Source organism: Bacteroides faecalis (genome assembly GCF_003865075.1).
Classification (GTDB): Bacteria; Bacteroidota; Bacteroidia; order Bacteroidales; family Bacteroidaceae; genus Bacteroides; species Bacteroides faecalis.
This window is the reverse complement of the sequence record NZ_BHWB01000001.1, coordinates 74024-89177: the sequence shown is the minus strand read 5'-3', so window position 1 is coordinate 89177 and position 15154 is coordinate 74024. Positions and strand designations below refer to the sequence as shown.

The following is a 15154-nucleotide window of genomic DNA, read 5'->3' as shown; positions in this document are numbered from 1 at the left end:
TTCTCCCTTTGTCTAATTAATTAGGATAAAAGTGTTTTTATGTAAATATAGAATTTAAAGAAGCTATTATATTTAATGAGTGAGACTTAAAAAAATGGTGATAAGTATACTGTTACATATAATCAATGGGTATAATATAATAATGGCGCTTTTGGTATAATTGCTTTTCTTAATACAGTAGTTTTTAAATATTTTATCAATATTTATATACAGTAATCGATACAAATTTAAAGTCTTCCTTTCGTAGAATTTTAGTTCTATTTGGTACCAAAGTCTTCCGCATCACTCGAGAAACTCTCCCACATCACTAGGGTAATTCTTCCATATTTTTTAATACTTCTAGTACATCTTTTACAAGTATTAATTTTTAATATATGCTATGCGCAATTAATATTGTGGATTCTTGATATTTACGTGTTTAACCACTATGGTAAGATACAGATATTATCAATTAAATTTGTTTTAGCATTTAAATCTCTATTATCATTTAATCTCTTGGATATTTTATTTTAATCAGAAAGTGAGATGATGTGACATATAAAATAAAAAAAAATGCTTATTTTTACATCCAATACATTTGAAACGATAGTTTAGGATAAGATAATAATTTGAATTGTAATTGTTCAATAATATGATTAACAAAAGAGTCATAGCATTTTATTTGCCACAGTATCATCCATTTTCAGAAAATAATGAATGGTGGGGAAAAGGATTTACGGAATGGAGAAATGTTGTTAAGGCTAAACCTCTTTATCGAGGACACTATCAACCACATTTGCCCGCGGACTTAGGTTTTTATGATTTACGAGTTCCTGAGGTTCGTGAGCAGCAAGCAGAAATGGCAAAAACATATGGAATTAGTGGATTCTGTTATTATCATTACTGGTTCAATGGACATCAGTTAATGCAAAGACCTTTAAAGGAAGTCCTATCTTCAGGTAAGCCCGATTTTCCATTTATGCTTTGTTGGGCTAATGAAAATTGGACTCGTGCATGGGACGGAGGAAGTCGGAATGTTTTGATTGCTCAAAATTATTCAAAAGAAGATGATCGGGCGCATATTCGTTATTTATTGAGTAATGTGTTTAATGATTCTCGTTATATTAAGGTAGATGGCAAACCTGTTTTTTTAATCTATCGCTCGATGCTTTTTCCAAATATGAAAGAGACTATAAAGATTTGGAGGGAGGAGGCTATTCATAGTGGCATTGAATTGTATTTGTGTCGTGTTGAAACGGTCGACTGTTATGGAGAAGAGTATTTACGGGATGGATTTGATGCTGCTATAGAGTTTCAACCTTTTACCCACCAGTTGGATGCTTTTCAGAAGAAGAGTAATCCGTTGCGAAAGTTTGCTTATAATTTGAATCGTCATCTGTTTAATCGGTGCAAGAAGAGGATAGTAGACTACTCAGAATATGTAAATTATGTATCTAAAATACCATTCCCAGATTATAAAATGTATCCTGGAGTAACTCCTATGTGGGACAATACTTCTCGGAGGAAAAAAAAGATGTTTATTATGGATGGGAGCACTCCAGAAAAGTACGGTGAATGGCTTCATTCGGTAGTAGATAAATTTGTTCCTTTCAGTAAAGATGAGAATTTTATTTTTATTAATGCATGGAATGAATGGGCGGAAGGGAATCATCTAGAGCCTGATTTAAAATGGGGATTAAAGTATCTAGAAGAAACTCGAAAGGCTTTGAGATGAATTTTTTTTAAAGTCTTTTATTTCCATATCCAGCGGCAAGGATTTATGTATAAAAATCGATACCATATGAATTTTAAAAGAATTTTATTTCGCCATTTACTGTCAGTATAAGTATTACGATAATCTTTCACTTCTTTAAAAGCTTGTTTAAGAGAAATAGGATTTTTAATATTGTTCTTTACAAGTTTATATTCTTTCTCTTCCATCATCTGTTTTATTTTTAACGGATGGAGTTCTCTACTTTTTTTGTAAAATTCTAATTTTGATTGTATTTCATTTGGATCAAGATGTGAAATGGGAAATCTACTTATTAATTTATTGTATAAATCTGCATATTCATTTGCCATGTCTTTGGTGGACTTCATTCCCTTCAAATAGTGCTTGATATTTTCAATTTTCTTTTTATATTCTTCTGAATAGTCAGATTTGATAGCTCGAATGAGTTTAAAAATATCTTTTGACGTGCTGTTTATTGGTAAGATCCATCCGGCATCAATGGCTTTTACTCGTTCTGCAATTGCTCCTAAATCAAATGTAATTACAGGAATTTCAGAAATTAGGCTCTCTGATAGGGTGTATGAGTATGTCTCGGGCCACATAGACATTAAACAGATTAATTTAATATCATTTTCTAATAATAAGTTAGGTAGATCTTTTTGCATATAAGGACCATGAAAGATATAATTTCGTGTGCTAATATTATATCTTTTATTTCCAGCCATTCCAAAAAGATGAATTGTTATATCTGATTTTTGTGCTTCCGAAATAACTCCTTCCAAATATTTCAATCCTTTCTCCTCTGAGATTCCGCCAATGAAAGCGATATTGAATCTCTTCTGAATCTTTTTATTGGAGTAATTATAGTTCTTTTTTTTATCTATTTTATCATATCCATGTCCAATAACGTCTATTTCTATATCTTTGTATATATTCAGGATTATTTCCTTAGTACTAAAAGAAGGGACGATAATCTTTTGGGCTATTTGAAGACTTTTGTAGAATTCTTTTCTCCATAATGGAATGAAATTGACATTTTGTCTGAAATTCTGTGAAATGCATGAACTACATCCTTTGGAATTAGTATAATCACATAAAAAAGTCTCTTTATTGAATAACTTTATAGAAGGACATAATGAGTAGAAATCATGTAACGTATATATAATAGGGATATTTTTCTCTTCCGCTACCTGAAAGATATCTAAATACATATTTCTCAGATGGTGGATATGTATCAAGTCTATCCTTAAAACTGATAAAAGTTTTTCAATATCTTTTTTGAAAGCGTCATTGTAAAGGTTTAATGTCGTATATGGAGCATATGTTTGTGATAATATGTTCGTTATCTTGTCGGATGAGAAGTAAGAGCTTACATAATATTTGAATTCATCAATAGAATAATAGACTATATGGAAATTGAATTCATCTCGCATATTTTCTATCAGGTCATATATGTGCAATGTTGTACCACCAATATTTTTTTCTTTTATTGTTTTGAATTCATGTATAATAATCAATATATTCTTTTTAGAATACAGTTCAACTCCATAACGAACATTCTGTTGTATTTCTAAAATCGGATTTTGTTGTACGAAAGATTCTGTGTTCGCGAAGCACGAAGGATATTTTTCTTTTAATATTTGTAGGTGGGAATTTATTAATTCGTTTTTTTCTTGTGAGAATGACTGACTCCCTTTGTGGTAAATATAGGTATTGTCGCATAGCAAGTGTCTGTATCCACCTTGTAAGCATCGATAAGAAAAGTCATTTTCTTCACCATAGCCTTTCCCAAATGTTTTTTCATCGAAAAAACCAATATCGTCTATTGCTTCGCGCTTAATGTACATACAGAATCCATGTGCTGTAGGAATTTCCGGAAACAAGTTCATACTACATTTTTCAACGATTTCAGCATATTCATCTACAGTTATATTGGGAGGCAATACGTTTTCTGATAAGAAATCAGGTACAGATGCTAAAGTTGCATTGTTGGACAATGGGGTAACTGTTGCTACTGCTGATTTGCTATATGCACAATTCTGTATTTTAAGAAGCCAATTTTTTGTAACTTCTGTGTCGCTATTTAATAAAATAACATCATGTTGTGAATATTGCATACCAATATTCACCGTGCCGACAAAACCTCGATTCTCTTTGTTATCTATTAATTTGATATTTAGAGCTTTATTGTTTTCTATAAAAGAATTCAATAAAGGCAAGATTCTTTCGTCCGTGCTTTTGTCATTGATAAGCAATAAGGTATGTTTGGTAAGATCTGTATATTCTACCACCGTTTCAATACATTTCTTGACAAAATCAAACGCATTATAAATAGGTACTACAATATCGACATCCATAGTTAAGATATATTTAAAGTGAAGTCTTACTACATTTAGAGTGAGCATAACGAGACAAAGGTATGAAGAAAAAATAGAAGTGCCAAAGATTGATATAAATCTAATGGATTTTCTTATCTTTGTCATTAACTTTTTAGCTTTCTGTGAATTATAGGCTCTGTTTTGTTAAGTATTATATAACTCATTATTGAAGATGGAAGATGTTAAAAGTCAATATAGTGTAAGTGTTATTATTCCAGTCCATAATACAGCTCCATATCTGAAACGTTGTGTAGAATCAGTGCGTAATCAACTTTTGAAAGATATTGAGATTATTCTGGTTGATAATAAGTCGGAAGATGCATCGCCTGCTATGTGCGATGAATATGCTAGGATAGATTCTCGCATAAAGGTGCTTCACCTTTCAGAAGCTGGGCTTTCTATCGCTAGAAATGCAGGTATTAAAGTTGCAACGGCCCCATATGTAGGCTTTGTAGATAGTGATGACTATATTGATGAAAGGATGTATCAGGATTTACTATATGGCATGGAAACTTATCATGCAGATGTGTCCTATTGTAATTTTTGTTATGAGTATGAAGATGGACGAATAGAGCATATTTATCCAAATTCAGGGAATATAGTTGAACGTATTTCGAAAGAAGTTGTAGAAGATATTATATCTGAGAAGATTAGTAGCTCTTCATGCACGAAACTGTTTAAAAAGGATTTATTTGACTATTTATTATTTCCTGAGGGAGTTTTTTGGGAGGATCATGCTATGATATATCAATTGATAGCACAGTGTAATAAAGTGGTATGGATTGATCGAGATTATTATTTTTATCTCCAAAGGGAAGGAAGTATTTGTCATACTGTTGATAAGGTTAAGCAATATCATTTTTTTTTAGCTGAATATCCAAGATTGGCATTCATAAAGAAAAATGATTTGTTTGTAGGAGAAGAAAGAGCAAGAGTTGTTCGTCAGATTGTACAAACTTGTTTTTGTCGTTTTACTGATTTTATGAAAGACGCCAAACTGATTAAGGATAAGGAAGAAATTAAGGATATGCGAACTAAAATGAAACTGTGGCTTGATTTCTCTTCTGATGAAATAGATCGATGGGTCTATAGGCGTGTAAGGAAGATCACATATATGTGGTTGATTTACTATTGGAAGCACTACCGTAAATGATATATAGCCGTTTTTGAATGTGAATATTCCGGTAAAGCATAAAATGCTATAGCCTTCCTGCTAGGAATTGCTATAGCATTTTTTATTTTGTTTCCTCTTTAAAAGCTCTAATTTGGAGAGAGGGTATATCAATTAAATAGAGTTCGTATTTTAAATTTGATATATCTAATAGGGAATAAGCGCACTTTTTTCCGCATACGGTCTGTTACATAATTAAGATCTATGATTTTTGCGTAATGTCTAGCTTTCTTATAATTCCCTTTACGTATGTAGGTGTCGTAATAATGATAATAGGACGCATTTACCGCTTCCCAATATTCTTTTGATGGAACTATATCAAATTTTTTAATATAAAATGTCGTTATATCAATAACAGACAAAGCGAATCTTTCCCGTTTCTGTAAGTCTTGTGAATGACTGGCGGATTCAGGTAAATCCCGATATACAGTGGTAGCTTCCGGGAAAAATTTTATTTTATAATGATATGCTATCCATAGCCACATCGGGTAATCTCCCATTAACCAATTATGTTTCTCTGGTTTAATATCATTTGTATATTCCATCAGGACGTTTGTACGTATACAGGTTGTTAAGGTTGGGATACGATTGATAATTAGTAAGTCATTGAAATCATTAAACTCACGACCAATTAAATTATCCTCCATTTTGCATTTACTTTGGTTGTACACATTACTACGGGTATAGACCATGGCATACTCAGGATGATTCTCTAAGAAATCTATTTGCTTTTGAAGTTTGAGAGGATCAATCCAATAGTCGTCTCCTTCACATAATGCTATATATTTTCCTTTGGCTTTCGGATAGCAGAAAGAGGCGAGTATTGTTCTAATTCCTTTTGAATATTGATTCTTTTTTTGTAAAATAGGTTTGATGATGTCAGGATAAATGGCTACGTATTCACGAATGATTTCTTGTGTTTTATCTGTAGATGCATCATCATGAACTAATACTTCAAAATGAAAGTTGGTTTTCTGTATCATAAAACCATCTAAACACTGCCTGATAAAATTCTCATGGTTGTATGTCAGGCAACAAATTGTGACTGTAATTGAGTTGTCCATTAAGCTAATCTTAGTTCTGCAAAACGATTAATCTCCATTTCTTGCTTATAGTCTTCAAATAATTTATGGCAATTGTACAGAGGTACATAACCTAATTCCTCTTTGGCATTACTAATATCCATTAAAAAACCACCTCCACATATTTTGTCGGGTCGGTAAATAACCGGAGAAGGATGAGAACTAGGAGAAAAGACATCAATAATAGTGAAAATTTGTTCTTCTATTGTGATAGGTATTCCTGTACCTACATTGTAAAATCCTGTTTCCTGTTGGACTTCAACTGCTTTACATAACATTTGGCTAAAATCATAAACATGCACCATGTCTTTTGCGTAATGTGGGTCCCCCCATATTTCTAATGGTTCTCCATTTTGAGCTTTTTCTATCATTTGGTATATAGGTCGTTTTGTCTTTATTCCGTTAGGATAATAGTATGGATAAGGACTATAATTATATATGGTTGGAAGTCGGAATATGAATTTTTTCAAACCAAATTCCTGATAATAGTGCTTTAATAATTCTAGCATGGTATTTTTAGCTATAACATAAATGGCATGGTCGCCTGTATAGCTAAAATTAGGAGTAAGATCTGGTTTGAGAATAACATCATGTGGGTATAAAGAGACGTCAAAAACTGTTTGTGTATAGAGAATACGGTCTACATGATTTTTACGACAATATTCCAATACATTAAATCCCCCTGTTATTATAGAGTCTATATACTTTTTAGGTTCATAAGTGTTCATATAAGAGGGTATTTGAGCAGACAAAAGCATCACTGCGAATACATTCTCTGTCGGTAATTGCTCAAAATCAGAGGCTTTTGTCAAATCAATGGAATAATACTCAATACCACGTTTGGTGAAGAAATCCGTTTTGCGACGACCGGAAGCAATTACTTCATACTCATCCTTATTAAAATATTCTAGTGCATATTTCAATAAATAAGAACCTACATTTCCAGTAGCGCCAAAAATAATTATTTTCTTTTTCATAACAGTAAGTTTATTATTCCAATATATGGTCAATTATATAATTCATTTCTTTTTCTTTGTATCGTTGGTCAATAGGGATAGGGTAGAGCCTTTCTGTGAACTCAGTCTCAATATCTTGTGCAGTAGTCCATTCAAAGACGCATTGCCAGTATTTAGGGATAAAAATCTTCTGAGATATCAGACTATGTCTAAGATTCACTTTATCATTCCAAAAAGGGTATACCATTGGGACATCATCTGTGTCGGAAATGTTGAATTTTATTTTATTCAAGTTGTTCAAATGATGAGATAATATCATATAATTTTCTCGTCTTCTTTGAATTATTTGCTGATAATCTAAAGCCTTTAATATGTGCTCACTAAGGATAGACATACTATGTATTTCCATATTAGAGAAAGCACACTCGCTTTCTCTATAATCATTATAATACATTTCGGCAGTATGAACTAGTCTTCCTACTAAGTGTTTTGTGTGTAAATTCGGGGCATACGGTGGGAATTTCTTGTCTAATGGATAATCTGTATATAGATATGCTCCGTCTGGTACTCCAAAAAATTTGCGTGCTGAATAAAAAGTGTCGGTATGCTTTACAGGAGAGGAAAAAAAGGCTTGGGCATTATCTACAATCAGATTTTTGTATTGTTTGGATAATGATAGGATAGTATTTTGCTTTAATCCAAAATAATTTGTATATAAAAGAGCTTCATCTTTATCCAAGACTTTATCAAATATAGGTTCCAACATTTCATTGATATGATAGAAATTATATTCAACACCTAATTTTTTTATAGGCTCTAATAATACATCGCAGGTATAATATGGAATATTTACTTTTTTGTATTTTCTTGCAAGCAGTATATATTCCAAGCATTGGCGAGCTGTACTTAGCTTTATAGCATTTTTATGATAATGCTCACCTTCCCGAAACTCCAGTTCGAAATATCCTCCTATAGGTTTCATCTTAGAACAAATGAATCAAGTAATAGATTAACGTTTTGTTTTGAATTATTCATCAAAACATCAATGATTGACAGTCCTGGAACAAAGTTCGTGTTATGCATTTGGGCATACGGTTGTATTATTGTTTCGATGAAACTTAAAGTGATGTTATGTTCTTTGAATTCTTTTTTACTATATAACTCTTGTCCTCCAATGGCATTATAGTAAGTGTCTGCTCCTAATATATTGCAAATATTCAATACTTTGTCTTTTCCCTTTAACGTGTTATCTTTTTGTATGTTTGATGACATAATGATTTCCGTATCTATTGATAAATAACCAAGTATCTCGCGAAAGCTATTAGCTATAAAAAGTGGCAATTGTTTGTTGGGAAATGATATTATTTTTTCCATTAATGCCATTGTTTCTTCAAAATTGCTTGATTTAGAATAGTTCATATGGAGCGTTTTCATTAATTTTTTAAAATCATCTCCAATTTCTATTTCATTAAATAACTTATTAGGACTCGCACCTTTTAATACGATAGTGAACATTTGCTTTTCACCATTTATTAATAGATTATTTCGGCTGACCCATCCCCCTTTTATATAATTAACATCATCGTATACCACATATTTATCAACTGATTTTATTAATTGAAAGTAACCAATGTAAGGCATAAAGTAAGGTTGCATGATTCCTACGGTCATATTTTTTACTTTTTAATGATTACAGATATAATTTTTTCTATATTTTCTGGTGTTAATGCATGATGCATCGGCAAACAAATAACTTTATTAGCCATTTGAGTGGCGATAGGTAAGTTTTCCGGTCGTGCCGATTCTAGTCCTCTATAAGTAGAAAATGTACTGATGAGAGGATAGAAGTATCGTCTTCCCCATACATTTTGCTCTTTCATTTTAAAATAAAGTTCATCTCGTGTCATCCCGTATTTTTCTTCATCTACGAAAATTGGAAAGTAGGAATAGTTATGGCGTACATTGGGCATATCATCGAAGAAAGTTATACCAGTTGTGTCTTGTAATGCTGCGCGGTATTTGATAGCGACTCGACGACGAGCTTCAATAGCCTGATCGACTGATTTTAGGTTGAGTAAACCGAATGCAGCACGTACTTCGTCCATCTTACTATTAATTCCCGGAGCGACAACTTCTGTTTCACTGGCAAAGCCAAAGTTTTTCAAATAATCAATACGTTTCTTCGTTTGTTCGTCATGTACGATCAATGCTCCTCCTTCTAAAGTACTATAGACTTTAGTCGCATGGAAACTTAAAGTCGACATATCTCCTGCCTTTAATATACTTTCCCCATTAACTTCAACACCAAAGGCGTGGGCTGCGTCATAAATAACTTTTAAACCATATTTATCTGCTATTTTTTGAATTTTTTCTGTATCACATGGCTTTCCATATACATGCACAGGCATAATAGCTGTTGTCCGTGGAGTGATGGCTGCTTCTATTTTTTCCGGGTTAAGGTTACAGGTATTGGGATCTATATCTACAAAAACAGGTTTGATGCCGTTCCACCAAAGAGAATGAGTCGTTGCAACGAAACTAAAAGGAGTAGTAATCACTTCACCAGTTATACGCATCGCTTGTAAAGCTGTGATTAGAGGTAAGGTTCCGTTGGTAAATAAACAAAGATAAGGTACTTTTAGATAAGTAGCCAATTCCTTTTCAAGCTTTTTATGGAAACTACCGTTATTGGTTAGTATTTTACTTTCCCAGATTTCTTTTAAGGATGATGTGAAGTCATCTAAAGATGGTAATAAAGGGGAAGTTACATATATGGGTTTATCATTCATCTTTTATCTTTATTTATTTTATTCTTTAAGATGTAATGGACAAAGATAAATAGATTATGAAAGCTATCAAAACATATTATGTAACTTTAGTAACTAATTTTTTCTTATGATTGGCTGATTGTGTATCTTTGTACAGTTTAATTTTATCATTAATCTCAAAAATAAGGTCATGCGACATGCTTTTTTACTGATTGCTCACAATGAATTTCAATTGTTGAAGGTACTGCTTTCTATGCTTGATGATAAAAGAAATGATATTTTTTTGCATATCGATAAAAAAGTGGATATAGAGTCACTAGATAAGGATTTATTTATACTGAAGCATGCCCGTTTCTTTTTATTGGAACATCGCCTTGATGTCAGATGGGGAGATATTAGTGTAGTAAAGGTTGAAATGTTAATGTTTGAAACGGCCAGAATGAAAGGTCCCTATGATTATTATCATTTATTGTCAGGAGTAGATTTACCCATAAAATCTCAGGATTATATTCATGATTTTTTTGAAAAGAATAAGGGGCATGAGTTTGTTGCTTACTCTCAAGGGGAGGCCAATCTGAAGGATCTTGAATGGAAAATGTCCAACTATCATTTATTTACTAGATATTATAAGATACCTCCTCGTTTTTTTTGTAAAGAAATAGAACGCTTTCGACAAAAGTTTTTAAATTTGCAGAGGAAGTATCATTACTGTCGTCCTTATGAAATCGAATTTAAAAAGGGTTCGAACTGGGTTAGTATATCTAATGATTTGGTGACAATTTTGCTGGAAAAAAAGAAATTTATTTTAAAGCGTTTTAAATATGTTTGTTGTGGTGATGAGATTTTTCTTCATTCCATTTTGTGGAATTCTCCCTTACGGGATAAGATATACAGAGTGAATCGCGATGCCGGTAATGGGATTCGTGCGATAGACTGGAATAGAGGAGATCCTTATGTCTGGAGAATGGAAGACTTACCATCGTTACTAGAATCGGAAGATTTATTTGCTAGAAAATTTAGTTCTAATGATATGGAGATTGTGATGAAAATAAAAGAACTGTTTTCTTGAATATTACTTTATGAGTTTTCAGAGAATGAGAAGCCGTTAATAAATTATATGAATTTAGAAATAAAATGAGGACAGAGCAATTTCAAGGGCTTAAATTGCTATTTGTATTATCAATTGTTTTTATGCATGCCGGAATGCCAATTCTGGGTGAGGGGGCAGATTTATGTTCTTTCTTTTTTGTAATTTCCGGCTTCTTCTATAAAGGAGAAACTCGCGTGAGATATCGAGATTATATGTGTAACAAGATTTCTTCCATGTTGCCTTTACAGTGGTTGTCTGTCATACTTGCTGTCATCGTTCTTCATTTGTCTGTAAACTGGGATATAATACCCCATTTGTTATTATTGCAATCGTATATACCGGAAAAAGGCTTTGAGTTCTTTAATTATAATGGCGTTGCTTGGTTCTTATCTTCTTTGATGTTTTGTTATGCTTTAAGTCCGGTTGTCTATAAGGTGATATTGAAAATAAAAGATAAAAAGCTCTTTTTAATATTATTGTTTTTTATTATTTGGGCTTTGTGTGAATTTGTTAGTGGAGGGTATGCTACCTGGTTCATATATGTTTCACCTGTTTTTAGATTATTGGAGTATAGTATAGGTGTCACATTGAGACAGATTGCAAATAATAGTAATAGGATTTTTGTGAAGAATATATATGCTAATATTATTATAATTTGTGTTTATCTTTTATTCTTAAGATATCGTGTGTTTGGAAATACTTCGGCTATTTTACATTCGCTTTTATTTTTTATTTCTACCTGAATGTTGAAACTTGTTTAACCAGACTTTTCTCGTTGAAAGCTATTGTTTTTTTAGCTAAGTACTGTATTTATATTTATATGCTTCATTGTATCTTTTTGTCTTTATATTCTGATTGCGGGATATTGAAAATACCTTTGGCAATACTCAGTGCTTTGTGTCTTGGAATGGTTTATGAGTATATATATAATAAGGTGCGTTGTCGGTAAAAGGCATTAGCTGTACTTCGTAAGTTTGTTCTAACATTCCTTCACTGACTGTACTTGTTCACAAACTTATCGTAAATCGACTTTCTATCACTTTGTTCAGAAGCAATGACAGAGATTGGTCATGAACTGAATTGAAATGATCTATCTGAAGTCTCCGGATAATGATGTGATAAATGCCTTTATGTAGGGAACATAGAATAAACTGAAAAATCCAACTATATACAGGAAATGTGTAGGTGTGACTATTCAGAGCCTTTTGGTTGAAAATCAGATGCTTTGCTTTTCTGAACACACAACTTCTGAGAGCTATATCCATCTATACTAAATGATTTGGTGAAGATGTATTCGGAATACTATCGGATGGCAACATTTCTCGGCTACAAGAACAAATAGTATTTTTAATCCCTCTTTTTCAATAATTGATATTAATAATTGTGGGAAACTTTCATCTATTAAGTGGTTTTTGTTGTATCTTTGCGGCCTTAACTCATTTAATTATTAATAATGAAGGAATTTCTACAATTAATGCGACGCTTCTTGTGGCCCTATAAAAGGTTCATTGGATGGGCTGTCGTGCTGAACATCTTGTCTGCTGTCTTTAATGTGTTCTCATTTTCTTTGTTGATTCCAATCTTGAATATCTTATTCAAAACTGAAGAAAATCCAGAAGTCTATCACTATATGGAGTGGGGAACGGACAAGTTTGACGTAGTATTGAAAAATAACTTTTATTATTATGTAACGGATATGATTCAGGCTGGAGGACCTGGGCAAGTGTTGTTATTGTTAGGAATTGGACTAACAGTGATGACATTGTTGAAAACAGCCTGTTATTTTGCATCATCGGCAGTAATGATTCCGTTGCGTACAGGTGTAGTTCGTGATATTCGTATCACAGTTTATGCCAAAGTAATGCGTCTTCCGTTAAGCTTCTTTTCTGAAGAAAGAAAGGGAGATATCATTGCTCGTATGAGCGGTGACGTCGGTGAGGTAGAGAACTCTATTACCAGTTCATTGGATATGCTGTTGAAGAACCCCATCATGATTCTTATTTATTTCACTACACTGATTATATTAAGTTGGCAACTGACTCTCTTCACGATATTGGTATTGCCCGGAATGGGATGGCTGATGGGTAAAGTGGGTAGGAAACTGAAACGCCAGTCATTGGAAGCGCAATCGAAATGGAGTGATTCGATGTCTCAATTGGAGGAAACTTTAGGTGGTTTGCGTATAATCAAAGCATTTATTGCAGAAGATCGTATGATTGATCGTTTTACGAAATGCAGTAACGAACTTCGTGATGCATCTAACAGAGTGGCTATGCGTCAAGTATTGGCACATCCGTTGAGTGAGTTTTTGGGGACGATTTTAATTGTGGCTGTACTGTGGTTCGGTGGATCGTTGATCTTATCTGAAGGCTCTACATTGAGTGCTTCTAAGTTTATCTATTACATGGTAATCTTATATAGCGTTATCAATCCGTTGAAAGATTTTGCTAAAGCCGGATATAATATTCCAAAGGGGTTAGCCTCAATGGAACGTGTGGACAAGATACTAAAAGCTGAGAATAATATCAAAGAGATCGCTAATCCTAAACCCTTGAAAGGATTGAATGATAGAATTGAATTTAAAGATATTTCGTTTAGCTATGATGGTAAGAGGGAGGTCCTGAAACACGTTAATTTAACGGTACCCAAGGGACAGACGATTGCGTTGGTTGGACAATCCGGTTCCGGAAAGTCTACATTGGTAGATCTGTTACCCCGTTACCATGACGTGCAAGAAGGAACGATTACTATTGACGGTACAAATATTAAAGATGTTCGTATTGCAGATTTGCGTACTTTGATTGGCAATGTGAATCAAGAGGCCATTTTGTTTAACGATACCTTCTTTAATAACATCGCTTTCGGTGTTGAAAATGCAACTATGGAGCAAGTGATAGAAGCAGCCAAGATTGCGAATGCGCATGATTTCATTATGGAGAAACCGGACGGATACAATACGAATATCGGTGATCGTGGTGGAAAATTATCCGGTGGTCAGCGTCAGCGTATTAGTATTGCTCGTGCTATCTTAAAGAATCCTCCTATTTTGATTCTGGATGAAGCGACTTCGGCTTTAGATACAGAATCCGAACGTTTGGTGCAGGAGGCGTTAGAGCGTTTAATGAAAACACGTACTACGATTGCAATTGCTCACCGTTTGTCTACAATCAAAAATGCAGATGAAATTTGTGTGCTCTATGAAGGGGAGATTGTAGAGCGTGGTAAACATGAAGAGTTGATTGAATTAGACGGTTATTATAAGAGACTGCATGATATGCAGCAACTATAAATTTTATTTTCGGCCAAAGTCTGCGGGAATTTCTCCCCATTCTTTGGTCTCCCATTTCATAATACGGGTAGTGTAAGTGTTTTCTTTAAGCCACTTTTCTGCCCGTTCTATCAATAGGAACAATTGTTCAGTTTCTTCTGTTCGGGGAAGTTTGGTTTTACATTTCTTCTGTCGTACCCAACTGATAGCATTTACGCTATCACTATAAATTGGCATATCAAATCCTTTTTGTTTCAATAAAGCCAGACCGTGTACGATTGCTAGAAATTCACCTATATTATTAGTTCCTTTCATTGGGCCAAAGTGAAAAATTTCCTGTCTGCTTGCTATGTGTACTCCACGATATTCCATAGGACCGGGATTACCACTGCAAGCTGCATCAACAGCCAAGCTATTATCGATAACTGCAGCAGGTAAAATCTCTGAATTTTTCTTTTCGTTTTCAGATTTTTTCTTGGCATTCTTTCCGATATAAACGTATGGCGATGTTGCTATGGCATGTTCTGCCTCTTCTCGGGTATCAAATGACTTGAATTTTGCACCATCATACCCTTTTATTTGAAGCTGGCATTCTGTCCAGGATGTATAAATCCCGGGTGTAACGCCCTCCCATACTACATAGAATTTCTGCTTACCCATAGATAATAATTGATCAATTCCACACATTATTTCTGCGAAGGTACAAATATATTCTAAAATCGAACAAGTT

Annotated in this window: 12 protein-coding genes; 5 read left to right on the top strand and 7 right to left on the bottom strand. The window is 33.4% G+C overall.

The features are described from left to right. The first annotated feature begins 631 nt into the window (after positions 1-631). The gene (locus EJF25_RS00375; RefSeq protein WP_025074684.1) at positions 632-1714 is read left to right on the top strand and encodes a glycosyltransferase WbsX family protein; all 1083 of its coding nucleotides are present in this window, start codon (positions 632-634) and stop codon (positions 1712-1714) included. Positions 1715-1731: 17 nt separating this feature from the next. Here the strand turns inward: EJF25_RS00375 and EJF25_RS00370 are convergent, their stop codons facing one another. Then, positions 1732-4068, bottom strand: a complete 2337-nt coding sequence (locus tag EJF25_RS00370; protein ID WP_125039554.1) for a glycosyltransferase — start codon at positions 4066-4068, stop codon at positions 1732-1734. 193 nt (positions 4069-4261) lie between these two features. Here EJF25_RS00370 and EJF25_RS00365 point away from each other — a divergent pair, with 193 nt between their 5' ends. Then, entirely contained in the window at positions 4262-5242 is a 981-nt protein-coding gene (locus tag EJF25_RS00365; RefSeq protein ID WP_125039553.1) for a glycosyltransferase family 2 protein, read from the top strand. Positions 5243-5370: 128 nt separating this feature from the next. On the opposite strand, the gene EJF25_RS00360 is transcribed toward EJF25_RS00365, so the two are convergent. From EJF25_RS00360 to EJF25_RS00340, 5 genes are read right to left on the bottom strand one after another with little or no spacing between them, the layout of a single operon-like run. Then, positions 5371-6324: a glycosyltransferase gene (locus EJF25_RS00360; protein ID WP_125039552.1), complete on the bottom strand. Its 954-nt coding sequence runs from the start codon at positions 6322-6324 to the stop codon at positions 5371-5373. Beyond that, a complete protein-coding gene (locus EJF25_RS00355; RefSeq protein WP_125039551.1) occupies positions 6324-7319 on the bottom strand; it encodes an NAD-dependent epimerase/dehydratase family protein in 996 nt (331 codons plus the stop codon). The genes EJF25_RS00360 and EJF25_RS00355 overlap by 1 nt, the downstream gene beginning before the upstream one ends. Positions 7320-7332: 13 nt before the next feature. Then, positions 7333-8280 (bottom strand): hypothetical protein, encoded by a 948-nt coding sequence (locus tag EJF25_RS00350; RefSeq protein ID WP_125039550.1) that lies wholly within the window; start codon positions 8278-8280, stop codon positions 7333-7335. After that, on the bottom strand, positions 8277-8969 hold the full coding sequence (locus tag EJF25_RS00345) for a WbqC family protein (protein WP_125039549.1): 693 nt from the start codon (positions 8967-8969) through the stop codon (positions 8277-8279). The genes EJF25_RS00350 and EJF25_RS00345 overlap by 4 nt, the downstream gene beginning before the upstream one ends. Before the next feature lie 5 nt (positions 8970-8974). Continuing rightward, positions 8975-10087, bottom strand: coding sequence for a DegT/DnrJ/EryC1/StrS family aminotransferase (locus EJF25_RS00340; RefSeq protein WP_125039548.1), 1113 nt, complete (start codon positions 10085-10087; stop codon positions 8975-8977). Positions 10088-10256: 169 nt separating this feature from the next. Here EJF25_RS00340 and EJF25_RS00335 point away from each other — a divergent pair, with 169 nt between their 5' ends. The 3 genes from EJF25_RS00335 (at position 10257) to EJF25_RS00325 (ending at position 14445) form a co-directional block, all read left to right on the top strand. Beyond that, on the top strand, positions 10257-11135 hold the full coding sequence (locus tag EJF25_RS00335; RefSeq protein WP_125039547.1) for a beta-1,6-N-acetylglucosaminyltransferase: 879 nt from the start codon (positions 10257-10259) through the stop codon (positions 11133-11135). 65 nt (positions 11136-11200) lie between these two features. Next, positions 11201-11899 (top strand): acyltransferase family protein, encoded by a 699-nt coding sequence (locus EJF25_RS00330; RefSeq protein WP_125039546.1) that lies wholly within the window; start codon positions 11201-11203, stop codon positions 11897-11899. Positions 11900-12609: 710 nt separating this feature from the next. After that, the gene (locus tag EJF25_RS00325; protein ID WP_125039545.1) at positions 12610-14445 is read left to right on the top strand and encodes an ABC transporter ATP-binding protein; all 1836 of its coding nucleotides are present in this window, start codon (positions 12610-12612) and stop codon (positions 14443-14445) included. A gap of 3 nt (positions 14446-14448) precedes the next feature. On the opposite strand, the gene EJF25_RS00320 is transcribed toward EJF25_RS00325, so the two are convergent. Then, on the bottom strand, positions 14449-15084 hold the full coding sequence (locus EJF25_RS00320; protein ID WP_125039544.1) for a ribonuclease H1 domain-containing protein: 636 nt from the start codon (positions 15082-15084) through the stop codon (positions 14449-14451). Between the last annotated feature and the right edge of the window lie 70 nt (positions 15085-15154).

Excerpts from the sequence above, each read along its gene's own strand:
- EJF25_RS00375 (WP_025074684.1), top strand. The coding sequence starts at position 632 with ATGATTAACAAAAGAGTCATAGCATTTTATTTGCCACAGTATCATCCA.
- EJF25_RS00370 (WP_125039554.1), bottom strand. The coding sequence starts at position 4,068 with ATGGATGTCGATATTGTAGTACCTATTTATAATGCGTTTGATTTTGTC.
- EJF25_RS00365 (WP_125039553.1), top strand. The coding sequence starts at position 4,262 with ATGGAAGATGTTAAAAGTCAATATAGTGTAAGTGTTATTATTCCAGTC.
- EJF25_RS00360 (WP_125039552.1), bottom strand. The coding sequence starts at position 6,324 with ATGGACAACTCAATTACAGTCACAATTTGTTGCCTGACATACAACCAT.
- EJF25_RS00355 (WP_125039551.1), bottom strand. The coding sequence starts at position 7,319 with ATGAAAAAGAAAATAATTATTTTTGGCGCTACTGGAAATGTAGGTTCT.
- EJF25_RS00350 (WP_125039550.1), bottom strand. The coding sequence starts at position 8,280 with ATGAAACCTATAGGAGGATATTTCGAACTGGAGTTTCGGGAAGGTGAG.
- EJF25_RS00345 (WP_125039549.1), bottom strand. The coding sequence starts at position 8,969 with ATGACCGTAGGAATCATGCAACCTTACTTTATGCCTTACATTGGTTAC.
- EJF25_RS00340 (WP_125039548.1), bottom strand. The coding sequence starts at position 10,087 with ATGAATGATAAACCCATATATGTAACTTCCCCTTTATTACCATCTTTA.
- EJF25_RS00335 (WP_125039547.1), top strand. The coding sequence starts at position 10,257 with ATGCGACATGCTTTTTTACTGATTGCTCACAATGAATTTCAATTGTTG.
- EJF25_RS00330 (WP_125039546.1), top strand. The coding sequence starts at position 11,201 with ATGAGGACAGAGCAATTTCAAGGGCTTAAATTGCTATTTGTATTATCA.
- EJF25_RS00325 (WP_125039545.1), top strand. The coding sequence starts at position 12,610 with ATGAAGGAATTTCTACAATTAATGCGACGCTTCTTGTGGCCCTATAAA.
- EJF25_RS00320 (WP_125039544.1), bottom strand. The coding sequence starts at position 15,084 with ATGGGTAAGCAGAAATTCTATGTAGTATGGGAGGGCGTTACACCCGGG.